This window comes from Clostridium transplantifaecale (genome assembly GCF_900626075.1).
Taxonomy (GTDB): domain Bacteria; phylum Bacillota; class Clostridia; order Lachnospirales; family Lachnospiraceae; genus Otoolea; species Otoolea transplantifaecalis.
In genome coordinates, this window is the sequence record NZ_UYZY01000001.1 from 346,904 (window position 1) to 372,235 (window position 25,332).

Annotated in this window: 19 protein-coding genes; 15 read left to right on the forward strand and 4 right to left on the reverse strand. The window is 49.4% G+C overall.

All coding sequences use genetic code 11. The annotated features are described in order from the left end of the window. Positions 1 to 40 precede the first annotated feature (40 nt). On the forward strand, positions 41 to 1,582 hold the full coding sequence (locus tag EJL91_RS01545) for a cobyric acid synthase (RefSeq protein WP_125140206.1): 1,542 nt from the start codon (positions 41 to 43) through the stop codon (positions 1,580 to 1,582). Beyond that, positions 1,579 to 2,220: a precorrin-8X methylmutase gene (locus tag EJL91_RS01550; RefSeq protein ID WP_125140207.1), complete on the forward strand. Its 642-nt coding sequence runs from the start codon at positions 1,579 to 1,581 to the stop codon at positions 2,218 to 2,220. Before EJL91_RS01545 ends, EJL91_RS01550 begins: the two co-directional genes overlap by 4 nt. 263 nt (positions 2,221 to 2,483) lie before the next feature. Here the strand turns inward: EJL91_RS01550 and EJL91_RS01555 are convergent, their stop codons facing one another. After that, entirely contained in the window at positions 2,484 to 2,768 is a 285-nt protein-coding gene (locus EJL91_RS01555; RefSeq protein ID WP_125140208.1) for a hypothetical protein, read from the reverse strand. 163 nt (positions 2,769 to 2,931) lie between these two features. Here EJL91_RS01555 and EJL91_RS01560 point away from each other — a divergent pair, with 163 nt between their 5' ends. Then, a complete protein-coding gene (locus EJL91_RS01560; protein ID WP_125140209.1) occupies positions 2,932 to 4,086 on the forward strand; it encodes an alanyl-tRNA editing protein in 1,155 nt (384 codons plus the stop codon). Positions 4,087 to 4,098: 12 nt separating this feature from the next. Next, complete coding sequence (locus tag EJL91_RS01565) at positions 4,099 to 5,220, forward strand: AI-2E family transporter (protein WP_125140210.1); 1,122 nt, start codon at positions 4,099 to 4,101, stop codon at positions 5,218 to 5,220. A gap of 95 nt (positions 5,221 to 5,315) precedes the next feature. On the opposite strand, the gene EJL91_RS01570 is transcribed toward EJL91_RS01565, so the two are convergent. Together EJL91_RS01570 and EJL91_RS01575 are read right to left on the reverse strand one after the other, a co-directional pair. Further along, complete coding sequence (locus EJL91_RS01570; protein WP_125140211.1) at positions 5,316 to 5,552, reverse strand: polya polymerase; 237 nt, start codon at positions 5,550 to 5,552, stop codon at positions 5,316 to 5,318. Positions 5,553 to 5,763: 211 nt separating this feature from the next. Next, positions 5,764 to 6,021 carry a hypothetical protein gene (locus tag EJL91_RS01575; protein ID WP_125140212.1) on the reverse strand — a complete coding sequence of 86 codons (258 nt, stop codon included), beginning with the start codon at positions 6,019 to 6,021 and terminating at the stop codon, positions 5,764 to 5,766. 288 nt (positions 6,022 to 6,309) lie between these two features. Here EJL91_RS01575 and EJL91_RS01580 point away from each other — a divergent pair, with 288 nt between their 5' ends. Genes EJL91_RS01580 through cobA form a run of 3 tightly spaced genes read left to right on the forward strand, consistent with a single transcriptional unit; the run spans position 6,310 to position 9,330 of the window. Next, entirely contained in the window at positions 6,310 to 6,831 is a 522-nt protein-coding gene (locus tag EJL91_RS01580) for a precorrin-2 dehydrogenase/sirohydrochlorin ferrochelatase family protein (RefSeq protein WP_125140213.1), read from the forward strand. Next, positions 6,831 to 7,736: a hydroxymethylbilane synthase gene (hemC, locus tag EJL91_RS01585; RefSeq protein ID WP_125140214.1), complete on the forward strand. Its 906-nt coding sequence runs from the start codon at positions 6,831 to 6,833 to the stop codon at positions 7,734 to 7,736. The genes EJL91_RS01580 and hemC overlap by 1 nt, the downstream gene beginning before the upstream one ends. Positions 7,737 to 7,788: 52 nt before the next feature. Continuing rightward, the gene (gene cobA, locus EJL91_RS01590; protein WP_125140215.1) at positions 7,789 to 9,330 is read left to right on the forward strand and encodes a uroporphyrinogen-III C-methyltransferase; all 1,542 of its coding nucleotides are present in this window, start codon (positions 7,789 to 7,791) and stop codon (positions 9,328 to 9,330) included. On the opposite strand, the gene EJL91_RS01595 is transcribed toward cobA, so the two are convergent. After that, the gene (locus tag EJL91_RS01595; RefSeq protein ID WP_125140216.1) at positions 9,327 to 10,169 is read right to left on the reverse strand and encodes a PHP domain-containing protein; all 843 of its coding nucleotides are present in this window, start codon (positions 10,167 to 10,169) and stop codon (positions 9,327 to 9,329) included. The two genes, cobA and EJL91_RS01595, sit on opposite strands and share 4 nt — an antisense overlap. 205 nt (positions 10,170 to 10,374) lie before the next feature. On the opposite strand from EJL91_RS01595, the gene EJL91_RS01600 reads away from it, so the two are divergent. From EJL91_RS01600 to EJL91_RS01635, 8 genes are all read left to right on the forward strand, one after another. Continuing rightward, on the forward strand, positions 10,375 to 12,159 hold the full coding sequence (locus EJL91_RS01600; RefSeq protein WP_125140217.1) for a VanW family protein: 1,785 nt from the start codon (positions 10,375 to 10,377) through the stop codon (positions 12,157 to 12,159). Between the two features lie 163 nt (positions 12,160 to 12,322). Beyond that, complete coding sequence (locus tag EJL91_RS01605) at positions 12,323 to 12,931, forward strand: methyltransferase family protein (RefSeq protein ID WP_125140218.1); 609 nt, start codon at positions 12,323 to 12,325, stop codon at positions 12,929 to 12,931. Then, positions 12,928 to 14,562 (forward strand): GH3 family acyl-acid amido synthetase, encoded by a 1,635-nt coding sequence (locus tag EJL91_RS01610; RefSeq protein WP_125140219.1) that lies wholly within the window; start codon positions 12,928 to 12,930, stop codon positions 14,560 to 14,562. The genes EJL91_RS01605 and EJL91_RS01610 overlap by 4 nt, the downstream gene beginning before the upstream one ends. Continuing rightward, entirely contained in the window at positions 14,559 to 17,096 is a 2,538-nt protein-coding gene (locus EJL91_RS01615) for an HD domain-containing phosphohydrolase (protein ID WP_125140220.1), read from the forward strand. The genes EJL91_RS01610 and EJL91_RS01615 overlap by 4 nt, the downstream gene beginning before the upstream one ends. 189 nt (positions 17,097 to 17,285) lie before the next feature. Continuing rightward, complete coding sequence (gene nifJ, locus EJL91_RS01620) at positions 17,286 to 20,819, forward strand: pyruvate:ferredoxin (flavodoxin) oxidoreductase (protein WP_125140221.1); 3,534 nt, start codon at positions 17,286 to 17,288, stop codon at positions 20,817 to 20,819. 171 nt (positions 20,820 to 20,990) lie between these two features. Next, a complete protein-coding gene (locus tag EJL91_RS01625) occupies positions 20,991 to 22,325 on the forward strand; it encodes an MATE family efflux transporter (protein ID WP_125140222.1) in 1,335 nt (444 codons plus the stop codon). A 79-nt stretch (positions 22,326 to 22,404) separates the two neighbouring features. Then, the gene (locus EJL91_RS01630) at positions 22,405 to 23,331 is read left to right on the forward strand and encodes an alpha/beta fold hydrolase (protein WP_125140223.1); all 927 of its coding nucleotides are present in this window, start codon (positions 22,405 to 22,407) and stop codon (positions 23,329 to 23,331) included. A gap of 443 nt (positions 23,332 to 23,774) precedes the next feature. Then, positions 23,775 to 25,316, forward strand: a complete 1,542-nt coding sequence (locus EJL91_RS01635; RefSeq protein WP_125140224.1) for a YifB family Mg chelatase-like AAA ATPase — start codon at positions 23,775 to 23,777, stop codon at positions 25,314 to 25,316. Positions 25,317 to 25,332 lie beyond the last annotated feature (16 nt).

The window sequence follows — 25,332 nt, forward strand, 5'->3', positions numbered from 1 at the left end:
AACAGAAAAAACGAAAACAGAGTCAGAGAAACGGGGAATTATGGCAAAAGCAATTATGATACAGGGAACCATGTCAAATGCGGGGAAAAGCCTTCTGGCGGCCGGATTGTGCCGGATATTCAGGCAGGACGGATATAGGGTGGCCCCTTTCAAATCGCAGAATATGGCGCTCAATTCCTTCATTACGCGTGAGGGTCTGGAAATGGGGCGCGCCCAGGTGGTGCAGGCCCAGGCGGCGGGGATTGAACCGTCGGCTGATATGAATCCGATTCTTTTAAAGCCGTCCAGCGATACCGGTTCCCAGGTGATTGTAAATGGGGTACCCGTGGCCACGATGGCGGCAAGGGATTATTTCCGATACAAGAAAAGCCTGATACCGGCTATTATGGAGGCATATGGGAGACTCGACAGGGAATACGATATCATTGTGATCGAGGGAGCCGGAAGTCCGGCGGAGATCAACTTGAAAAACGACGATATAGTCAATATGGGGATGGCAAAGATGGCAAAGGCGCCGGTTCTGCTGGCCGGTGATATTGACCGCGGAGGCGTGTTTGCCCAGCTTTACGGGACCGTAATGCTCCTCGAACCGGATGAGAGAGCTATGATCCGGGGCCTGATTATCAATAAGTTCCGCGGGGACAAGACGATACTTTTACCGGGCGTGGATATGATAGAGGAACTCTGCGGCATTCCGGTGGTCGGTGTGGCCCCATATATGAATATAGATATAGAGGATGAGGACAGCTTAAGCAGCAGGCTGACAAGCCGGGATGCGGGAACCGCCCTGGTGGATATTGCGGTAATCCGCTTCCCGCGCCTTTCCAATTTCACCGATTTTAATATCTTTTCGGCCATGAAGGAAGCGTCGGTGCGGTATGTCGGCAGGCTTGGTGAGCTTGGCAGGCCGGATATGATTATTCTGCCCGGAACGAAAAATACGATGGGGGACCTGCTCTGGATGCGCCAGAACGGCCTGGAGGCGGCTGTACTTAAGGCGGCGGCCCAGGGAACGCCGGTATTTGGAATCTGCGGAGGATATCAGATGATGGGGGAGACCCTGATCGACGAGGCCGGCACGGAGAACGGCATTCCGGGACAGCAGACGACAGGAATGGGACTTTTAAAGGCGTCCACCGTCTTCCATGAAGAGAAGTCCAGAACAAGGGTGACAGGCCGGTTTGAGGCCGTGGAGGGGATTTTCAAGTCACTTTCCGGGAGAAGCCTGGAGGGATATGAAATCCATATGGGACGAACAGATTTAAAAGACACCGGATCCACGTTTTTGCGTCTTAAGGAGCACCAGGGCAAATCGGAGGCCCGAAAGCAGGACGGATTGGCTTGTGGGAACCTTTATGGTACGTACGTGCATGGGATTTTCGACGGGCCTGGTATTGCAGAGGCAGTCGTGTCTGCACTCATGGAGGCAAAGGGACTGACGGCGCTTAAGACGGAGGACGGAGGTTTCAACTACCATGCATACCGGGAACAGCAGTATGATAAGCTGGCGGAGGAACTGCGCAGAAACCTTGATATGGATAAGATTTACAGAATACTGGAAGAGGGGCTGGAAGAAAAATGACAACAGAACTGGAACGTGTATTGCCGGCGGAGATTGAGAAAAGGAGCCTGGAAATCATAACGGAAGAACTGGGAGGGAGAACTTTCCCGGAAGGACAGTCACAGGTGATAAAAAGAGTGATTCACACGACGGCGGATTTTGAGTATGCGGACAGCCTTGTCTTTTCGGAGGGAGCCGTGGAGAAGGCTCTTGAGGCCCTCAGAGAGGGCTGCACAATTGTGACGGACACCAACATGGGAAAGGCCGGGGTGAATAAAAAATCCCTGGAAAAGACGGGAGGGGAAGTCCTGTGTTTTATGGCCGATGAGGATGTAGCGCTGAAAGCAAAGGAAGAGGGCACGACCAGGGCGGCCGCCAGTATGGACAAGGCGGCAAAACTTGGCCGGGACTGTATCTTTGCCGTTGGGAATGCTCCTACCGCTCTTGTCAGGCTGTATGAACTGATTCAGGAGGGAAAAATCCATCCGAAGCTGATTATCGGCGTGCCGGTCGGATTTGTCAATGTGGTGCAGTCTAAGGAAATGATCCTGACCTTAAAAGACACTCCTTATATTGTCGCCAGGGGAAGAAAAGGGGGCAGCAACGTGGCGGCCACCATCTGCAACGCCCTGATTTACCAGGTGAAGAGGGAACTGTAAAGAGATAGGAAAGAGTCCGGCTCATCGGACTCCTGCGAACTAAAAGAAGCTGCCGGGAGGCTCCCCAGAACGGGAGCCGGAAATCCCGGCAGTTTGCATTGACTCTCAATGAAAAGTCCGTGAAACATACTTTTCATTGTTGATGGCTATAAAGAGAATTTACTACCGGCCGGAAATGCAGGGCAGAACCTGCCCTGTATTCCCTGTGACCGGCTTAGAATGCGTGCTGGAGACGTTATAAGGCCCGTAAGACGGTACCTTAATTAGCAGCAGAATCCGCCGCCGCCATTCCCGCCGCCGCAACAGCAGCAGAGCAGGATAATCCAGATCAGGCAGTCACAACCGCCTCCGCCAAATCCACCGAATCCACCGCCGCATCCGCATCCGCCGCCGCAGTTATGTTCGAAACATCCACCGCCGCCGCCACCGCAACAGCACAGTAAGATGAGAATCAGGAAGATCATGTTTCCTCCACCGCCGCATCCACATCCGCCGCCACAGCTATTCTCACATCCACATCCGCAGTTTGTTGCTGCTAAATCACTCATATTAAGTTCCTCCGAGATTTTCTTTACACTCCATCATATGCCCGGCGGCTTGCCACAGTTTCCTGATTTTTAAAATTAATTTTAACAGGAACATGATTGAACATGGTGGAAACTTGTGTATAATAGGAGTATCGCGGAACTTTTAAATGAAAGGATTGTAAAAATGGAAAAGTTATATTACCAGCTTCCCTATGTAAAACAGTTTGAAGCGAAAGTACTCTCATGTGAAAAAGGGAAAAAGGGATTTGAAGTGATACTTGATCGGACAGGTTTTTATCCGGAAGGGGGCGGACAGCCGTCCGATACCGGAATGCTGGGAGAGGCCAGGGTACTGGAAGTCCATGAAAAGGGAGAAGAAATTATTCACTATACGGACCGGGAGATGCAGACGGGACAGACTGTTGCCGGTACAATCGACTGGGAAGGCCGTTTTTCCAATATGCAGCAGCACTCGGGCGAACATATCGTATCGGGGCTTATCCATGGGCGGTACGGCTATGACAACGTCGGTTTCCATATGGGGCATGAGGAGATGACTATTGATTTAAACGGTTCACTGACTTGGACCCAGCTTATGGAAATCGAAAAAGAGGCCAATGAAGTTGTATATTCCAATCAGTATATAGCAGTTACATATCCGGCGGAGGAAGAACTTGCAGAACTGGATTACAGAAGTAAGAAGGAATTGACCGGACAAGTCAGAATCGTGGAAATTCCCGGTTCAGACTGCTGTGCCTGCTGCGGAACCCATGTGGAACGCACCGGGGAGATTGGCGCGATCAAGTTTCTGTCCATGATTCACTATAAAGGCGGAGTCCGTATTTCGATGATTTGCGGGGCAAAGGCCATGGAGGATTATGACAGAAAGACGGATCAGGCGATTGCTATTTCCAATCTGCTTTCTGCCAAACCGGACAGGCTCGCGGAGGCGGTAGAGCGGCTTAAGAACGAAGCGGCGGAGAAGGACGCGCGTATCGGCGCGCTGACCAGGGAACTGTTTACTTTAAAAGCAGAGAGATATGAAGAAGGTCAGAAGCTTTTACTTGTATTTGAAGAGGGGCTTTTGCCGGTGCAGGTGCGGCAGTTTTGTAATCTCTTGCTGGAGGAAGGGAAGGCAGGTACGGCGGCCGTCTTTTCACCGGACGGCAGGGGCGGTTACAATTACTGTGCGGGCAGCCGTGCCATCGATATGAAGGAAGCCGGAAAGACACTGAATGCGAAGTTAAACGGACGGGGAGGCGGCAGTTCCCAGATGATCCAGGGTTCTTTTGCGGCCCCGGAGGAAGAGATAAAAGAAGTGTTTGAAGCGTTTTTATAGAGAGGAAATTATATGGATATAAACCGAGAAACAATGAAAAAGATTATGCTGCTTATCCTGTACACGATCGTGATACTGGCTCTGGCTCTTCAGTTTGAAAGGGTGCTGGTGTTCGTAGGATGGGCCATACGCCTTGTATTCCCGTTCCTCTGCGGTTCGGCCATCGCATTCATCCTGAATGTGCCGATGCGTTTTATCGAGACAAGGCTCCCGGAGAAGCATGTAAGGAAACACAAAAGGGCGCTGAGCCTTACACTGGCCCTGCTCTTTGTGGCGCTGATTCTGGGTATCGTATTTTTTCTGGTGGTGCCCCAGATTACGGAAACGCTTGTCAGCCTGAAGGATCTGATTCCGGAATTTTTCGGCAACATGCAGGCTCTGCTGGAAAAGAAATTCGGCGAATATCCGGATATAGTGGAGTATATTAATAACATCAATCTCCAGATAGACTGGAAAGACACATTTGAAAAATTAGCCGGTTTTGTCACAACGGGAGCAGGTACCGTTCTGTCTTCCACGCTTACGGCGGCCGCATCCATAGCAAGCGGTATCGCCACATTTGGCATTGCATTTATATTTTCCATTTACATTCTTCTTCAGAAGGAGAACCTGGCCAGACAGTTTAAAAAACTCTTTTACGCCTATTTTCCCGAGAAGGCGGTAAATGAGTTTATCCGTATCTGCCGGATGGCGGAGCAGACGTTCTCGAAGTTCCTTGCCGGCCAGTGCACCGAAGCCGTAATTTTGGGAACCATGTTCTTTATCACGCTCAGTCTGTTCAGGCTGCCGTACGCCCTTTTGATCGGCGTGCTGATTGCCTTTACCGCCCTTATTCCAATTTTCGGGGCTTTTATCGGCTGTGCAATCGGTATCTTTCTGACACTCGTCGTCAATCCGGTTCAGGCCGTCTGGTTTACTATCATATTTTTTGTGCTCCAGCAGGTGGAGGGGAACCTCATTTATCCCCATGTGGTGGGAAATTCGGTCGGTCTTCCTTCAATCTGGGTGCTGGCGGCCGTATCCATCGGCGGAAGCATGATGGGCGTCGTGGGGATGCTGATTTTTATTCCGCTCTGCTCGGTTGTTTATGCCCTGGTGCGAGAGGATGTGAACAGAAGACTTAGAAGAAGATAGAAACATCAAGTGAATGAGATAATAGAAACCTGGCGGCCAAAGGCCGGAAGGGTATAAAAAAGCCGGACGTCACTGTCCGGCTTTTTTAATCAATATTATTCACCCTGGTACATGAATTTGATGAGACGATCGATGTCGTCTTTATCATAGGCAACCAGTTCCAGCTCTTTAATGTATCCGTTAGAAAAGATCGTAGCCATGGAAAGGTACTGGGACAGTTTTGATTTTAAGTTGATGCGATCGCCTTCCGGAGACACCAGCTCCACGGTTCCTTTGCACTGATCAATTACGGTAAAAAATTTTTCTACATCTGAAATGTTCTGAATCTTCATGATAAACCCTCCTTTTGAAAGTAGACGCTGAAATGTACGGAACACAATAAATCCGGATTCATCTCATCGTTTGAAATTGGGTTAATGTTTTAACAAGCATATTATAGCAAATGCGCCTGCTCAAAACAAGGAGGATATTTCCCAAATTTTTACAGCAAATAGGGAAGACGTATGTGAAAATAGCAGGTAGATCCCTCCGGCTCTTTGTGAATTATATGTCAAAATCGACATGGAACGTACCCGTTTCTGCAGTGATATGAACATAGGAGAGATTGAAACTATCATCCATTACATCGACTTTATATTCAAAAACAGTGCCGTCATCTTTTTTAGACATGAAGAGATAGGAACCGTTTTCCTTTTCTTCAATATCGTCACATATTTCGTTGTAGATGTCTTCTCCATCCACTGGCCCTGTATAGCCGGAATCCTTGATTTTATCCTCTATTGCCCTGAAAAATTCTTCCATAATAAACCTCCCGAATCAATTTTATGAGAATGCGGATTTAAGCATCCGAACTGCTCTTTATGATACCGAATCAAGTATACAGTGAAACGGGGCTGGATGCAAGACGTAAATCCCGTTTGAATATCCGTCCCATTTTGTGTATAATAGGAAAAGCTGAAAAATAAGTGCATCCCCCATAATATGAGATGGCATGACGGGGAGTACGGACTGCCGCCGATTACAGCGTAGATGTTTTACACTTGGGAACGGGCAGACAAAAAAGACGGTTCAGAGGAAAGGATGGGGAGAATGTCTTATTTTCCTTTGTTTTTTAATATGGAGGGCCGCAGGGTGCTGGTGACCGGCGCCGGTAAGGTGGCGGTCAGGCGCATCAGGGTTCTGCTGGAGGCCGAAGCATCCGTGACAGTGGTTGCAAGGGAGCTTTCCGAAGAAGCAAAAGCGCTTATTATGATGTTTCACGGGGCGCATGACATTACGCTTCATGTGATGGACTACAGAGAGTTCAGGGAACGCTCAGTACGGGGGCGGAAAGAGCCGGGAAAGGATGACGGCGCCTATTTTCTTGTTCTGGCGGCGACGGGAGATGAGGAGGCGGACAGACTGGCGGCAGAGGACGGCAGGAAGGCCGGCGCCTTTGTGAACGTGGCGGGGAAAAAAGAAGAGTCGGATTTCTATTTTCCCGGCATTGCAAGACAGGGTGACGTGGTTGCCGGCATTACTGCGGGAGGCAGGGATCACCGTATGGCGAAATATATTACACAGGCCGTGCAGAAGTGTCTGAAAGAAGAACTGACAGGGAGAGAGAATTGATGAATAACAGGATCGTCCGCATTGGCAGCCGGGAGAGCGTTCTGGCTGTAATTCAATCGGAGCTGGTAATAAAAGAGATAAAAAGGGTCTGTCCGGATGTGGAGACGGAGCTGGTGACTATGAAGACAACGGGGGATATGATCCTGGACCGCTCTCTGGAACAGATTGGCGGTAAAGGACTGTTTGTAAAGGAACTGGACCGGGCGCTGCTGGAGGGAAGGTGTGACCTGACAGTCCACAGCCTGAAGGATATGCCGATGGAACTGCCCGAGGGGCTGCCAATTCTGGCTTATTCGGAGAGGGAAGATAAGAGGGATGTCCTGGTGCTTCGAAAGGGACTTGAGGAGCTTCCGGCGGAACCTGTGATTGGAACCTTCAGCAGGAGAAGGCGGATGCAGGCGGCAAAGCTTTATCCCGATGCGGAATTTAAGGGGATACGAGGCAATCTGGTTACCAGACTGAGAAAGCTGGACGACGGTGAGTACGATGCCCTGATCCTGGCGGCGGCGGGACTTCTCCGAATGGGATATGGGGGACGCATCAGCCGCTACTTTTCGGTAGATGAGATAATTCCTTCGGCCGGCCAGGGAATTATGGCGGTCCAGGGCAGAAAAGACGACGGGACCGTTTCGTTTACAAAGCGGGTGAATTCGCCGAAGTCGCAGGCAATGGCTGCGGCTGAGCGGGCTTTTGTAAGAATCCTGGACGGCGGCTGCAGTTCTCCGTGCGCGGCCTGCGCAGAAGTGGAAGACGGCAGGATCGTCCTCAAAGGTCTCTATCATGATGAGATTACGAACCGCTATATAACGGGAACGGCAGAAGACACTCTGGGAAATGAGGAAAAACTGGGTGTAAAATTGGCTCTGTCCCTTAAAAAAGCCTTCGCAGAGGGGAAAATTGAATGAAAATGCCTGAAAATAAACTGTGAATGAAAGAAGGACGGGGATAAAGACAGAGATGAAAAAAAGACTATTTGAAAATAAAGTATATCTTGTGGGAGCAGGACCGGGTGATGCGGGGCTTCTGACCGTGAAAGGAAGGGAGCTTCTTAAAGAGGCCGATACGGTCATTTATGATGCCCTTGCCGGAGACGGTATCCTGGGGTGGATACCGGATGAGGCAGAACAGATTTACGTGGGAAAGAGGAGCGGATTCCATTCCAGCACCCAGGAAAAAATTAACAAAATCCTGGTTGAGGAAGGAAAAAAAGGCCGGTTGGTAGTACGGCTGAAAGGCGGTGACCCCTTCATATTCGGCCGTGGCGGCGAAGAGGCACAGGCACTTTTTGAAAACCATATTCCTTTTGAAGTGGTGCCGGGAGTCACCTCTGCGGCTGCTGTGCCCGCATACTGTGGAATTCCTGTGACGCACAGAGGAAAAGCATCCTCTTTTCACGTCATTACGGGACATTCTGAGGCCGGGAAAGATGCATCAATTCAATATAAAGCCCTGGCAGAGGCCGGAGGAACCCTGATTTTTCTGATGGGGGTGGCTGCATCGGAGGAGATCTGCGGCGGGCTGATCCGTGCGGGCCTTTCTGAAAATACACCTGCCGCCTTTCTGCAGGAAGGGACAACGGCAGGACAAAAAAAAGTGATTTCCACCGTCAAAAGACTGCCGGCGGATGGCGAAAGCGCAGGAATCAAGCCGCCGGCCATCATGGTGATAGGGGAAGTCTGCTCCCTCAGCGGCATATGTTCCTGGGCCGAAAGCAGAGCTCTCGCGGGCAGGAAAGTTCTTGTGACAAGACCGGAGAGAAGAGCATCCGGTCTGACCGGCAGGCTGCAGGCCGCCGGGGCAGAAGTGGTGGAACTTCCGTCCGTAAAAACCGAACTGCCGGAAGATTTAAGCGGGATTTACGGTGCGCTTGATGCGCTTGACAGATATGGATGGCTCGTATTTACAAGCCCCAGCGGCGCAGAACTGTTTTTTGAAGTGATGGCGGAACGGAAGATGGATATCCGTTCCCTGGCAGGCATAAAAATTGCGGTGATCGGAAGGGCTACGGGAGAAATATTAACGGGCCGGGGGATATATCCGGACTATATGCCTGAACGTTACTATGCAAAAGAGCTGGGAGAAGGACTGGCGGCCAGGGCGGCCGGTGAACGTATTCTGATTCTGCGGGCCGAACAGGGGTCTGTGGAGCTGACACGGCCGCTCAGGGAAGCCGGGGTTTCCTACGATGACACCGTTCTTTACAAAACTGTCGTTCCAGGGGAAAATGCCCAGGCCGCAAGAGTGAGGCAGAAGCTTGCTGACCGCGGTTTTGACTATGTCACATTTACAAGCGGTTCCACTGTCAGAGGATTTATGGAGATTCTGAGGCCGGAAAAAGACTGGCTTTCGGGATTTAAGGCGGTGTGTATCGGAGAAGAGACAGAGAAAGCTGCCGCTGCCTGCGGAATGGACTGTATTACGGCGGAAATACCCACAATGGACAGCATGACGGACTGCATGAAAAAGGATGCCGGGAAAACACCGGAAAGAGTCTGCTAAGGCAGGCTTTTTCTGATGTCGTCTAACAGCAGGGAGGATACGCGGAGCCCTCCTCTGCCGGAGCCGATGGAGATATCCGGCTTGTTGGAGCCATGAAAGTCAGAACCGCCGGTGGGAAGGAGACCGTACCTGAGGCACATTTCCTTAAGACGCAGACTGTCGTTCTGGGTATGTGAAGAATAGTAGACCTCGATCCCCATAAGCCCCATGTCCTTCAGCGCTTCAACCATCCCGGCGGTTTTAGCCCAGCCGAGTTTATACTGGACCGGATGGGCCAGAGCGGGAAAACCGCCGGCTTCAAGTATCAGCCTGACTGCGTCGGGCGGTGCAATGGTCTTTTTCTGGGGGCAGTACTTTTTGCCGTGTTCCAGATATCTTCGGAAGGCCTGATCCATCGTGGTTACATAGCCGGCCTGCATGAGGGCCCGGGCAAAGTGCGCTCTTGTTATAACTGCGCCGCCGTCTCCGCCGTTCAAATCCTCCTTCGTAATCAGGAAGCCGTCCTCCCTGAACCGCGCGAGCATTTCGTCGTTCCGGTTGTCTCTGTCCTTTCTGAGCTGTGTCAGTGTATCGGAAAGGGATGGGGAGTGATGATTGATATAGAGTCCCAGAATATGGATTTCCTTCCCATTATAAATACAGGACAGTTCTGTACCTGGAATTACCTCCAACGAAGTTCCACGGGCTGCTTCGATCGCTTTGCCGATGCCGTCCGTTGTATCGTGATCCGTCAGGGCGTAAGCGTCCAGCCCTTTTTCAAGGGCAAGGCGCGTCACTTCTTCGGGGGTCAGGGTACCGTCCGAGACGTTCGAATGTACATGAAGATCAACAAAACCCATAATATGTCTCCTTACTGTCGGTGAATCCCCTGAAAAGGTATTACACCGTTTTGGTAAAACAGTACAGTTTCTGACACGAAAAGTCAAGAAATAAGTATTTATTTAACGGAAAAAGAAATTTAAGAAATAAGTTATTTTCTTTTCGAATATTTGTGCTATACTGTAGCATGAACGAAACAAGATTAGTATAGACAGGTGAAAGATTATGAGCGATTTTAGTAATGGTTCTTCCAGAAGAAGGACATCCAATACGGGCTCTTCGAGGAGAGCGGGCACCGGGAGCACCAGGAAAAATACACATACGGGTTCCAGAGTTTCCAATACATCGGCCGGGCACAGTTCCATGAACGGCCACAGCAACAACCATAACCATAACAGACGACGGAAGAAGAACGATTACGATATCACACAGATTCTGATGTATGTGATCGGGGCGCTTATTATAATATTGATTCTTGCGCTTGTAGCCAGGGGCTGCCAGAAAGCGAAGACGACAGGAGAAACCGTAGAGTCATCCTCCGAGATTGAATCTTCCAGCGGAGAAGAGAACCAGATCACGGTAGACGGAGTGGCGATCACCGGAATGAGCCAGGATGAGGCCAGGGATGCGATCCTCAAACAATACAACTGGGGCATGAAGGTAAAATACCAGGATAAAGAAGCTTCAGTCAGCAACATCCTGCTTGAAAAGGTAAATAACCTCCTTGAGGAAATCTATGCGGGGGACATGCAGACGGCCCATGCATATGAGATAGATACAGAAAATCTGACGGAAGCGGCCAAAGCGGAAGCGGCCCTCATCGCCGGCAACTGGAACATGGTAGCCAAGAACGGCGGTATTTCCGGATACGATAAGGATTCCGGCAAATTCACTTTCTCGGAAGGCACAAACGGCCTTGTCATTGACCAGGACAAGCTGGCGGCGGATATGGTTGCGGCAGTACAGAAGAAAGAGTACAGCGCTGTGATCGAGGCCAGCGTTAAGGAGGTTTCCCCGGAACTCTCCGCAGCGCAGCTTAAGGAAAAATACAAGACAATTGCAACCTATACGACAAAGACGACATCGAACAGCAACCGTAACGAGAATATCCGTCTGGCCTGCAATGCCCTGAACGGCACCATTGTCAATCCGGGACAGGAATTCTCATTTAACGACACCACGGGAGCCCGTACGGAGGCTAAGGGCTACAAGCCGGCTACCGCTTATCTGAACGGAGAGATTGTACAGGAGCCGGGCGGCGGCGTATGCCAGGTATCCTCTACCTTGTATAATGCAGTTATTTTTGCCGGACTCAAGAGTACGGAGCGTCATGCACACAGCTATGAGCCGTCCTATGTAACGCCGGGAGAGGACGCTGCGGTAAGCTTTGGAGGACCCGACTTCAAGTTTGTTAATAACTCCAATTATCCGGTTGCAATCAAGACAAGTTTTGCAAACCAGGAGCTGACTATTTCCATATACGGAGTCCAGATTGTCAAGGACGGACAGAAGATCCGCATGGCTTCCGAGAAGAAAGGAACCATCGATCCTCCCGCGCCGACCTATGAGGAAGATCAGACGCTTCAGCTGACAGAAGAGAAGCTGGTGAAAGAGGCAGTGCCGGGCAGCAGCTGGTCCACTTATCTGGTGACCTATGAGAACGGCAATGAGATCAACCGTGAATTCTTCCATAACAGCAGTTACAGAGGAAAGGCGGCTATCATCAAGAGAAATACATCGGGTGTAGTCATCACAACGGAAGCCCCGACATTACCGACGGAGGAGATGCCGTCAGCGAGTGTGGGCGAGAGCGTTCCGGAACAGGGTGAAGCACAGGGACCGGCAGGGCCTGGTTCTGAGACGGCGGAAGCACCTACAGTTGCAGCTCCGGGGGGGCAGACACCGGGAGACAACGGCGGCGTAACACCAGGACAGGAGCCGGGAGCCAACCCTTCCGAACAGCCGACGAATCCGGTTGTGAATGTTCCGGCCGGCCCGGGAGGCAATTAATTAAATTATTAGAAAGTTCAGGGAAAACCATCATGAGAGATGGTTTTCCCTTTTTTCGCAGCGGGAATAGCGAAAAAAACAGTTTTTTGTTGAGTTTCTGTTAGTGATTTGATACAATGGTATATGCGCAATATAATAGTTGGGATAAAGGGAGAAGGATTTAATGACTTACATAGGACTAGGCAGCTTATGCTTTCTATTATTTATAATCTATGATTTAAACCAAATCCATAAAAATTACAAAGCGGTCAGACCTCTGTTTGCAGCAGGCTGCATTACGCTTTGTGTGCTTACCGTTATCGTGTCAGTAACAGCATGTGAGAGTGATTATCAAGTCAGCTTACCTGCGGTTGCTGTTTTTTTCTTGCTGGCGGGAGTACAGTTGTTTCTGCTGATTTATACGCTGTTTTTTGCAGTACCGTTTCAGGAAGCCTATGTAGCAGGATCAAAACAGAAAATCTGCACGACAGGAGTTTACGCATTGTGCAGACACCCGGGGGCGTTGTTTCTGGCGGGATTTTATCTTTTTTTATCTCTGGGGCTTGGAAAACCGTTTTTGCTGCTTACAGGGACGGCATATACCGGGATGAATCTGCTTTACATACTGTTTCAGGATATTTACTCATTTCCGCGTTTGTTTGAAGGGTATGATGCTTACAGGAAAAACACGCCCTTTCTGATACCAAACGCAGCAAGCTTAAAAAAATGCATCAGCAGTTTGAAGACGTACAAGATGGAGAAAACAGCGGACAAAGGGGGACACGAAGGTTGAATTATGGACAAAAAATAAAAAAACAGCAGTACCGCGAAGTCTGGGAGGAATATTGCGGTTTCCTGGACTTATCCATTGAAGAATATATGGGGATACAGAAACGTCTGTTGGAAGAACAGATCAGCGTCTGGTCGGCGAGCGGACTTGGACAGAAGTTTTTGAAGGGACAGAGGCCTCAGACAACAGAGGATTTCAGACGCGCCGTTCCTCTGACCAGCTATGGGGATTATGCGGATATTCTGTTGGGAAAACAGACGGACATGCTTCCGGGGGAGCCGGTCATCTGGCTTCAGACTACCTGGGAGGGCGGCAAACATCCGGTAAAGGTGGCGCCATATACCAGAAGTATGCTGGATGTTTTCCGAAATAATTTAATGGCAATCACCACGATTTCTTCCAGCAATGAGTCGAAGAAAGCAAGACTTAAAAATGGCGATAAGGTACTGTTTGGGCTGGCGCCGCTTCCTTTTGTCACGGGCCTGTTTCCTGTGGTTTTCGAGGAAGAAATCGATTTTAAATTTCTGCCTCCTGTAAAAGAGGCACACAGTATGTCTTTTGGAGAAAGAAATAAAAAGGGCTTTACACTGGGAATGCAGAAAGGAATCGATTTGTTTTTCGGATTGAGCAGCGTGGCTTATTACATTACGGATAATTTTTCGTCAATGTTTAAAAATGGCTCATCCGGCGGTATGCTGAAAAAGGCGGTTAAAATGAAACCGGCAATGCTGTACCGCTTTATTATGGCAAAATACCGATGCGCCAAGGAAGGCCGCGAGATCGAGCCGAGGGATCTTTTTAACCTTAAATCACTGGTTTGCGCCGGAACGGATACGGCTTCCTATAAAGATTCACTGAGAGAAGCCTGGGGGCTCGATCCGCTGGAGATATTTGCAGGCACGGAAGTTTCTATTGTAGGCACGGAAACGCATTCACGCAACGGGATGGTCTTTTTTCCTGATTCCTGTTTTTATGAATTCATTCCGGAAGATGAGGTATATAAATCCATGGATGATCCGTCCTATCAGCCGATCACAATCCTGATGGATGAACTGGTCGCCGATCATAATTACGAGCTGGTGGTGACCGTCCTGAAGGGTGGAGCCTTCGCGCGGTACAGGATCGGGGATATGTTCCGGTGCATCAGCACAGGGGGAGATAAGAGCACGAATCTGCCTCAGTTCGCATTTTTGGACCGTGTTCCGTGGGTGATCGATATTGCAGGTTTTACCAGGATTACGGAAAATTCCATCGAGGATGTAATACGCTTATCCGGTTTGACAATAAAGCACTGGATTGCCAAAAAAGAATATGACACTAAAAGGCGGCCATATCTTCATCTTTACGTGGAGCTGGATCCTGCGGAGCTTGGAGGAATCGCGGTCAGCCGCCAGATTTTAAAAGAACATCTGGAAGTATATTTTACATTTTTCGATACGGATTACCGTGATCTGAAAAAGATGCTGGGTATCGAGCCTTTACAGATCAGCATTTTGAAATGTGGTACGATGGATCGGTATCTGGAACTGACGGGTAAAAAACTGCGCCGTGTAAATCCGCCGTCCTTTGAACTTTCGGAATTTTTAAAGTTTGATTCCTATCAGACAATCGGCGACAGGAGGTACGGACGATGAGTGGAGCGATTCCTTTTATCTGGGTGCCGATTCTGGCAGTCTTCTGTTATGCATTTTTGATGATAGCACTGCTTTCGGCAAAGAAAAATCCTTTGATTAATTCTTTTATCCAGCTGCTTTTTTGTTTTACCATTTGGACCGGCTGCTCCCTTCTTATGAGACTCAGGCTGTATCCGGGATATAAGCTGTGGTATGAGCTGTCTATCATGGCATTATTTGCTGCACCGTATCTGGTTTATATGTTTCTGTATTATTTTGTGGAATCAAAAGATAAATATATGAAAAAAGTCTGGCTGCTGGTCACTGTGGTGATTTTGTTCCTGACTCATTTTGAATTGTTTTTAAAGGCTCCGGAGCTGATAGAAACAAGTGAGGGGAAGATTGTCTTTCTGTATGAAAGCAACTGGAAAATCCTGATTCCCACCTTCCTGATTGTTCTGATGCTGATTCATGGAGCCAGAATGGTTAATTACAGCGTAAAAGAGCGGGATGTATCGGTGCACAGCCTTCTTCCTATCATGATTGGGCCTCCGGTTCTGATCATCGGCAATTTAATCTCAATATTGCCTGGGAACTATTTTCCGTGGGACACATTGTCGGGAATCATCTATGCCGGCCTGATGTTTTATGCATTGTACCAAAAAAGGCTGTTCCGTATGACGCTGCTGGTATCCAGAGCCGTGGTGCTGGCTGAAACAATGTGCCTTTGCTCTATTTTGGGCGTCTATCTGATCCGCCCTGTGGAGCAGGTGATTGAGACTTATTTCCCGGAATTTGAAGGCCACACAACATTGGTGATAGCAATTTTATTTGCAGTAGCGATGATGTTGATCTACCAGCTGCTGCAGAGAATTCTGAATAACCTGTTTTTACGGGAAGAGCAGATACAGCAGGAACGGCTGAAGGAATTCAGCGTTGCGGTATCACAGAGCCTGGATCTGCAGGAAATTTTAGCATTGTTTGTACGGGTTATCTGCGACTCGATTCGGGTAAATAAAGCTTATGTCTGCATGAGAGATGAAACAGGAAAACATTTCAGGCCTGTTTGCTCGGCGGCGCCACTGGATGTGAAGTCATTTTCTATCTCTTCGGATAATCCGTTCATTGCCTGGTTTAACAGCCGGGAGAACTGCCTTTTTATGTCGGATTTCAAGCGCTCATCCTCATATAAATCTATGTGGGACACGGAGAAGAGCCTGTTGTCCGGCCTGGGGGTCAGCTGTATTGTGCCGCTTAAGCGGGACGGGGATCTGGTCGGCGTTGTGCTGCTTGGCAGGAAGGTGAAAGGAAACGAATACACTTACGATGACATCTCCTTCCTGGAGTCGGCAAAGTCCATAGCCGCCATTGCGGTTAAAAATGCCAATCTGTATGAACAGGCAAAACGGGAGGCTACGGTAGATCACCTGACGGGCCTGTTAAACCGTAAATCTTTTATGGATAGACTGAATGAGGTATACAATAATCCACAGAATGAATCTGTAGCCCTGATTATATTGGATCTGGATGATTTCAAACTGTTCAATCAGCTTTATGGAACGTATGCCGGTGATAATGCGTTAAAACGGACGGCACAGATTATACTCAGTACGGTGGGGAATAACGGAATATCCTGCCGCTATGGGGGGAAAGAATTTGCAATCTGCATGCCTGGATACAACCTGTATCAGGCAGCCGGGCTGGCTGAAAATATCAAACAGCAGGTTGGACGCCAGGAGACCGACGGAAGCGGCGTGCTGTTAAAGGCATTGACCCTGAGCGGGGGAATCTGCGTGGCGCCTTACAGCGCTTCCTCAGTGAAAGAGCTGCTGGAAAATACGGATATGGCAGTTTATAATGCCAAACGCAGCGGAAAGAACAGGATCTGCCAGTATTCACTTACGGATCCCGCTGCAGACGGCGTAACGGCCAGCAGCAATATCATGGCCGGAAACTATGAAGAGTATGCGGCGACGATTTATGCCCTGACCGCCGCCATTGATGCCAAGGATCATTATACGTTCAGCCACAGCCAGAATGTGGCGAACTATGCCAGAACCCTGGCTAAGGCGGCCGGACTGAATGAAGAGCATGCACAGATGATCTATGAGGCGGGACTTCTCCATGACATCGGAAAAATTGCCATTCCGGAAAATATTATTACGAAACCCGGTCAGTTGAGTGATGAAGAATATGAGATTATTAAAACTCATGTAGAGCATTCCATTGCAATAATCCGGCATCTGCCCAGCCTGGATTATCTGATACCTGCCGTTGTGGGGCATCATGAGCGCTGGGACGGACGGGGTTATCCGAGAGGAATTAAAGGAGAAGAGCTTCCAATCGGAGCCAGGTGCCTGGCCGTCGCGGATGCTTTTGACGCGATTACCTCCGTCAGAAGTTATAAACCTTCCTATCCGGTGGAATATGCCTGCCGGGAACTCAGGAAACAGGCCGGCAGACAGTTCGATCCAACATTAGCGGAGCTGTTTATCAAGCTGGTGGAGAATGGCTCGATCAGCATAGATACTGCAGGACAGGGGATGAAAAACTGATCCGGCCTGAAAATAAAAGGACAAATTAAAATTAAGAAATTTTATTGTTTTGAAAATAATACGCCAGAACAATCTAAATTCGTTTGCATTTTAACAAAAAGTTGTTATAATATTCTCAGGTAAATTTCCGAGAGGGGATTGAACTTATACATTCACTTTATCACTAAAATTACAGGAGGAACATTCATTATGGCAAGAAAAATGAAAACTATGGATGGTAACCATGCAGCTGCACATGCTTCATACGCATATACAGATGTAGCCGCCATCTATCCTATCACCCCGTCCTCACCTATGGCAGAGGCTACAGACGAGTGGGCAACCGATGGAAGAACAAACATTTTTGGCCAGACAGTGCAGATTACAGAAATGCAGTCTGAAGCTGGTGCAGCTGGTGCCGTTCACGGTTCCCTTGCAGCCGGTGCTTTAACTACTACCTACACTGCATCCCAGGGTCTGTTACTGATGATCCCGAACCTTTACAAAATTGCAGGCGAGCAGCTGCCGGGCGTTTTCAACGTATCTGCACGTGCACTTGCAAGCCATGCATTATCTATCTTTGGCGACCATTCCGACGTTTATGCATGTCGTCAGACCGGCTGTGCCATGCTCTGTGAATCCAGCGTACAGGAAGTTATGGACTTAACACCGGTTGCACATCTTGCTTCCATTAAGGGTAAAGTTCCATTTATTAACTTCTTTGACGGTTTCCGTACTTCCCACGAGATTCAGAAGGTTGAAACATGGGATTACGAGGATCTGAAAGAGATGGCGGATATGGATGCAATCGACGCTTTCCGTAAGAATGCGCTTAACCCGAACCATCCATGCCAGAGAGGTTCCGCTCAGAACCCTGATATCTTCTTCCAGGTAAGAGAAGCATGCAACCCATATTACGATGCATTACCGGCTATCGTTCAGGATTATATGGACAAGGTTAATGCTAAGATCGGCACAGACTACAAACTGTTTAACTACTACGGCGCTCCAGACGCTGAGCATGTTATCATCGCTATGGGTTCCGTCAATGATACAATTGAAGAGACCATTGACTACCTGCTGGCACAGGGCAGAAAAGTTGGTGTTGTAAAAGTTCGTCTTTACAGACCATTCTGCGCAGACGCATTAGTTAATGCCATTCCGGAATCCGTAAAACAGATTTCCGTATTAGACAGAACAAAAGAGCCGGGTTCCTTAGGTGAGCCGTTATACCTTGATGTTGTTGCAGCATTAAAGGGAACAAAATTTGACCAGACACCTATCTTCACAGGACGTTACGGTTTAGGCTCCAAGGATACAACACCTGCACAGGTTGTTGCCGTATTTGATAACACGGTTAAGAAACAGTTCACGGTGGGTATCGTGGATGACGTTACAAACCTGTCCCTGGAACTGGGCGCTCCGCTTGTAACGACTCCGGAAGGAACCGTTAACTGTAAGTTCTGGGGTCTGGGAGCCGACGGTACGGTTGGCGCTAATAAGAACTCCATCAAGATTATCGGTGACAATACGGACATGTATGCACAGGCATACTTTGACTATGACTCCAAGAAATCGGGCGGTGTTACCATGTCCCACCTCCGTTTCGGGCACAAACCGATTAAATCCACCTATTTAATCCGCAAAGCCAACTTCGTTGCCTGCCATAACCCTGCTTACATCCGTAAGTACAATATGGTTCAGGAGTGTGTTGACGGCGGAACATTCCTGTTAAACTGCCCATGGGATATGGAAGCTCTTGAGGAGCACTTACCGGGACAGGTTAAGAAGTTCATCGCAGATCACAATATCAAATTCTACACCATCGACGGTGTAAAACTCGGTATCGAGACCGGCATGGGCCCGACACGTATCAACACAATCCTTCAGTCCGCATTCTTTAAGCTGGCATCCATCATTCCGGAGGAGAGAGCCATCGAACTGATGAAGGCTGCCGCTCAGGCGACATACGGCCGTAAGGGCGAGGATGTAGTTAAGAAGAACTGGGCCGCTATCGATGCAGGCGCACAGAACGTTGTAGAGATTCAGGTTCCTGAGAGCTGGAAGAACGCAGCGGACGAAGGCCTTGAGATGACTCATGCAACAGAAGGCAGAGAAGACGTAGTGAAGTTCGTTAACACCGTTCAGGCTGCTGTTAATGCTCAGGAAGGTAATAACCTGCCTGTATCCGCATTCGTAGATTACGTAGACGGTACAACGCCGTCCGGTTCCTCCGCATATGAGAAACGCGGTATCGCTGTCAATGTTCCTGTATGGAATCCGGACAACTGTATCCAGTGTAACTTCTGTTCCTATGTATGTCCGCACGCTGTAATCCGTCCTGTAGCTCTTACAGAGGAAGAGGTTTCCAAAGCACCGGAAGGAACAAAGACACTTGCTATGACAGGTATGCCACAGTACAAGTTTGCCATCACCGTATCCGCACTTGACTGTACAGGCTGCGGTTCCTGTGCAAACGTATGCCCAGGTAAGAAGGGTGAGAAGGCTCTCGTTATGAATAGCCTTGAGAAGAGCCTCGGAGAGCAGAAGATCTTTGATTACGGCCAGTCTCTGGAAGTAAAACAGGATGTAATTGAGAAATTTAAAGAGACTACGGTTAAAGGAAGCCAGTTCAAACAGCCGTTACTTGAGTTCTCAGGCGCATGTGCAGGCTGTGGTGAGACTCCATACGCTAAATTAATCACACAGTTATTCGGTGACAGAATGTATATCTCCAATGCGACAGGATGTTCCTCCATTTGGGGTAACTCTTCACCTTCCACACCATATACGGTAAATAAAGAAGGCAAAGGACCGGCATGGGACAACTCCTTATTTGAGGATTGTGCTGAGTTTGGTTACGGTATGCTCTTAGCCCAGAACGCAATGCGTGACGGCTTAAAGAAGAAAGTAGAAGACATTTTTGCATCTGCAGAAGCTTCCGAAGAAGTGAAGGCAGCCTGCAAAGACTGGTTCGATACATTCGGTTCCGGAGCATTAAACGGTACTGCTACAGACAAGTTAGTTGCCGCATTAGACGGAATTGACTGCCCTGTATGCAAGGACATTGTAAAGAATAAAGACTTCCTCGCCAAGAAATCCCAGTGGGTATTCGGTGGTGACGGATGGGCTTACGATATCGGTTTCGGCGGCGTTGACCACATTCTTGCTTCCGGCAAGGACATCAACGTTATGGTATTCGATACGGAAGTTTACTCCAACACAGGCGGCCAGTCTTCCAAGGCTACGCCAACAGGAGCTGTTGCACAGTTCGCAGCCGGCGGTAAGGACGTTAAGAAGAAAGACCTTGCTTCCATCGCTATGAGCTACGGTTATGTATACGTTGCACAGATTTCCATGGGCGCCGACTATGCACAGACTGTAAAGGCACTGGCAGAGGCAGAGGCATATCCGGGACCATCCCTGGTTATCGCTTACGCTCCATGTATCAACCATGGTATCAAGAAGGGTATGGACAAAGCCCAGACAGAGGAGAAGCTGGCTGTAGAGTGCGGTTACTGGCACAACTTCCGCTTCAATCCGGCTGCTGAGAAGAAGTTCAGCCTTGACAGCAAGGCTCCGTCAGGAGACTACCAGGCATTCTTAAACGGCGAGGTTCGTTACACATCCCTTGCACTTAAGAATCCGGAGAGAGCAAAAGAATTATTCGCTAAGAACGAGGAAGCAGCAAAAGAGAGATATCACTACCTCACAAAACTGGTTACTCTGTACGGAAACGACTAATTATATCATTAAGGGCGGACAGCATTTTGCTGTCCGCCTTTAATGATCATGGGAATGCGCGCCTCTGATTGACTGCATTTTGGAGACGGGAATGGGCATTGAGCAGGAAAATTTTCAGGACAACCTTCCAAATCTTTGATATAATAGAGAAAATGAACCGGAGGAATTAAAATGAACCGTTTATTTTCTGATAAAGAACTGAAGCTGCTGATCGTCCCCCTGCTGATCGAGCAGGTTCTGGCCATTACGGTGGGAATGGCCGATACAATGATGATATCTTATGCAGGAGAGGCCGCCATATCGGGAGTCGCGCTGGTGGATCTGATCAACCTTCTTCTAATCAATGTATTCGCGGCCCTGGCGACGGGTGGGGCCGTTGTGTCTTCCCAATATCTGGGGAAAGGCAGTAAGGAGATGTGCAGGGAGTCTGCCGGTCAGTTACTCATTGTGACCACCTTTATCTCCCTCGCTATTATGGCAATCGTGCTGGCGGCGAAAAGCCATTTTCTGGGGCTTCTGTATCCGACGGTAACGGAAGATGTTATGGCCAATGCGGTCACTTACCTGCAGATATCGGCCTATTCTTATCCTTTCCTGGCAGTGTTTAACTCCTGTGCCGCTCTGTTCCGTTCCATGGGTAATTCCAAGGTTTCGATGAAGGTCTCGGTACTCATGAACCTGATCAATGTGGTTGGCAACGCAATCCTTATTTTCGGCTTTTCCATGGGAGTAGCGGGCGCCGCATGGGCAACCGCATTCGCAAGGGGAGTGGCCGCCGTTATTATGGTCCTTCTCCTTCGGAACAGGGACAATATCATTTATCTGGAAGCAAAATCTCTATGCCGCCTGAACGGTTCCATGATCCGCAGGATTCTGTACATAGGAATTCCGAACGGGATAGAGAACGGGTTGTTTCAGTTCGGACGCGTGTTGATCGTCAGCATTATAGCCGGATTCGGAACTGTCCAGATTGCAGCCAATGCGGTTGCCAATAACCTGGATAACATGGGGCTGATCTCGGGCATGGCGCTGAACCTGGCGATGGTGACCGTAGTAGGGCGCTGCGTCGGGGCGAAGGATTATGAACAGGCAGAGTATTATGTGAAAAAACTGATGAAAATTGCGTACATTGCCGGTCTGGTTACAAACGGCCTGGTGGTGCTCGTGATGCCGCTTGCCCTGAAGATCTATTCTTTGACGGCGGAGACAGCGGAGCTGACGCGCATCCTGGTGTGGATCCACTGCATCGGTGCAATCATTATGTGGCCGGTTGCCTTCACACTTCCAAATGCGCTGAGAGCGGCCAACGATGTGAAAATGCCGATGGTTACCTCAGTCTTTTCCATGATCATGTTCCGCATTCTGTTCAGTGTCATTCTGGGAATCCACTTTAAGATGGGCGTGATCGGAGTCTGGATTGCAATGCTGATGGACTGGATTTTCCGCCTTACCCTGTTTATCCTGCGTTACCGGAAGGGAAAATGGAAGAAGATGAGCCTGATTTAAGGGCGTCGACGGGGGACAGCGGCTGCCCGGAATGGTTATGTGAACAGAGAAAGAATCATACAAACTAAGAGGTGGAGAGATGAACAGCCGGTTTGACTTTTATATTCCGTCCAGTGATGGGGTGTCGAGAATTCACGGCGTCCACTGGGTACCGTGTGGAGAGACGAAAGCGTCGCTCCAGGTTAATCATGGGATGCTGGAACATATCGGACGGTACGCCCAATTTGCCGGGGCCATGAATGAAAAAGGAATCGCCGTGATTGGCCACGATCATCTGGGCCATGGAAAGACGGCGCGTCCCGGCATGCTGGGAACATTTGCCGATAAAAACGGAGCCGGTTTCGTACTGGAGGACATCAAGCGGGTATCGGATTATGTGGGACGCCAATACCCGGCTCTTCCCCATTTTATCCATGGACACAGTATGGGGTCTTTTTTTGTCAGGCAGTATCTGACACAGCATGGCGGCGATGTAGCGGGAGCCGTTATCATGGGTACGGGAAGCAAACCAGGGCTGGTCCTGAAAATCGGCATGGAGGCGGTACGGCATGCCATAAGGAGAGAGGGACGTGATTATCACAATGAGACGCTCCACAGTCTTGTGCTAGGCAGTTACAACCGGCCGTTTGAGCCGGGAGAGACGAAGCACGACTGGCTTTCCAGAGATATCGGCGAAGACCGGAAATTTGAGGACGACCCGGACTGCCGTTTTATCTTCTCCAACGGAGCCTATGAAGACTTTTTCCGCATAATGGAGGACTTGAACCGGAAAAAGCAGTTTGATCAGATTCCGAAAACACTTCCCGTCTTGCTCCTGTCGGGAGAAAGGGATCCGGTAGGTGACCGGGGGAAGGGCGTCAGGAAGGTTTACAGAGAATTCTGCGGCCTGGGACTGAGGGACGTCACAATGAAACTGTACCCGCAGGCCCGCCATGAACTGATTAATGAATTAAACCGGGAAGAGGTATATGAAGATATTGCCGCCTGGATTTTGAAAAGAAGCTGAGAACCAGGTTCTCAGAGCAATTTGTAGGGCTTTGGCTGGAGTGCAGAATGAGACTTCAGTTCCGGTATTGAATGTGTGGTGAGGGGGGATTTTCCCCCTTCCTTCCCAGAACTGATTGCCGGAGAAACTGAAGAACGGGGAGGGAGCGGCCAAGTCCGCCACCCTACAGAGACGTCATCGAATTTCAACTAAATTTTAATCTTTTTAATCTTTTCCCTCCAGACCCTTGAACCCATAAGAGAGATATGATAAAATACGGCATACAAAGTTTTATATCAATTCAATGGAACCATATCAAGGTTCCCTTATTCTATGATTCAAACTATCAGAAATTCAAGTTATCTCAAATATTTCCAATATAATTTCCAACAAAGTATCTTAAATCCTTTCTATTTTCTAAAGAGTTCATTATTTCAAACGATTTCATTTAAGGAGGTTTTTTCGTGTTCAGTAAAATTAACAGTCTGGGAATTCACGGTGTGGAGGGGTTCCCTGTCACGGTGGAGGCCGATGTCAGCGACGGCCTTCCCGGATTTATTATGGTCGGTTATCTTTCGGAGGCCGTGAAGGAAGCACAGGACCGGGTAAGGATGGCGCTCAAAAATTCCGGATTTTATCTGCCGCCGAAAAAAGTGATGGTCAATCTGTCGCCCGGTGATATCAGGAAGGAGGGGACTGCCTATGATTTGGCGATTGCGGCTGCGGTGCTCTGCAGTCTCGGTGAAGTGCCGCGGGAAGGGCTTGTGCAGGCGGCTTTTATCGGCGAGCTGGGACTGGACGGCTGTATTAAACCGGTGAGAGGCGTTCTGTCCCGTGTATTCGCCGCATCCAAGCTGGGAATCCGGCGCTTTTTTGTCCCGGAGGAGAATGTATCGGAGGGCACGGCTGTAAAAGGTATGGAGATTGTGGGGGTTGGAAATTTAAAGCAGCTTGCCGGAATTCTGAGCGGTACGGATCCGTCCTGCGGCCGCTTTTTTGACGAATCCCTGTTCCGGGAAATGAACAGTATCTCATACCCGGTGGATTATGAGGAACTGACCGGCCTTACCACGGTCAGACGGGCGTGCCAGGCCGCGGCCGCAGGCAGGCATAATATTCTGATGATCGGGCCTGCCGGAACGGGAAAGACGATGGCGGCGCGGAGACTTCCTACCATTATGCCTCCTATTTCAATGGAAGAGAGCATCGAGGTTTCTAAAATATACAGTATCTGCGGGATGCTGAAAAAGGAACAGCCTCTCATCCGGACAAGACCTTTTAGAAGCCCGCACCACAGCATTACGGCCCAGGCGCTGGCCGGGGGAGGGAGAAATCCGAGGCCGGGGGAGATTTCCCTGGCCACCCATGGAATCCTGTTTCTCGATGAACTGCCGGAATTTACGCCCGCGCTGTTGGATTTGCTCCGCCAGCCGATGGAGGAACGGAAAATCACTGTATCGAGGATGAACGGTTCGGTGGAATTTCCGGCGGATACAATGATAGCCGCGGCGATGAATCCTTGTAAATGCGGGTTTTACCCTGACATCGGCCGCTGCACCTGCACGGAACCGCAGATAAGGCGTTATTTGAGCCGGATATCGGGGCCGTTCCTGGATCGGATTGACATCGGCGTGGAGGTGCCGAGACAGCCGCAGGAATTTCCCGGTTCCAGGAAGAAAGGGGAGAGTTCCGCCGTTATGAGGGAACGGGTCATGGCGGCCAGAATGATACAGGAAGAACGGTTTAAGGGAGAGAACTGCCGCTTCAACAGTCAGATGGAAAGGCGGCAGACCGAACGGTACTGCGGTCTTAAGAAAGCGGACGAGCGTTTCCTGGGGGAGATATACAGGACATACGGCCTGAGTGCGCGGGCTTATGAGAAAATTCTTAAGACGGCCAGAACACTGGCTGATTTGGATGAGAAGAAACAGATCACCAGGGAACATCTCAGCGAGGCGGTTTCCTTCAGAAGCTTTGAGAAAAAATACTGGGGATTTAAATTTTAGGCCGGGTTTTCAAAAC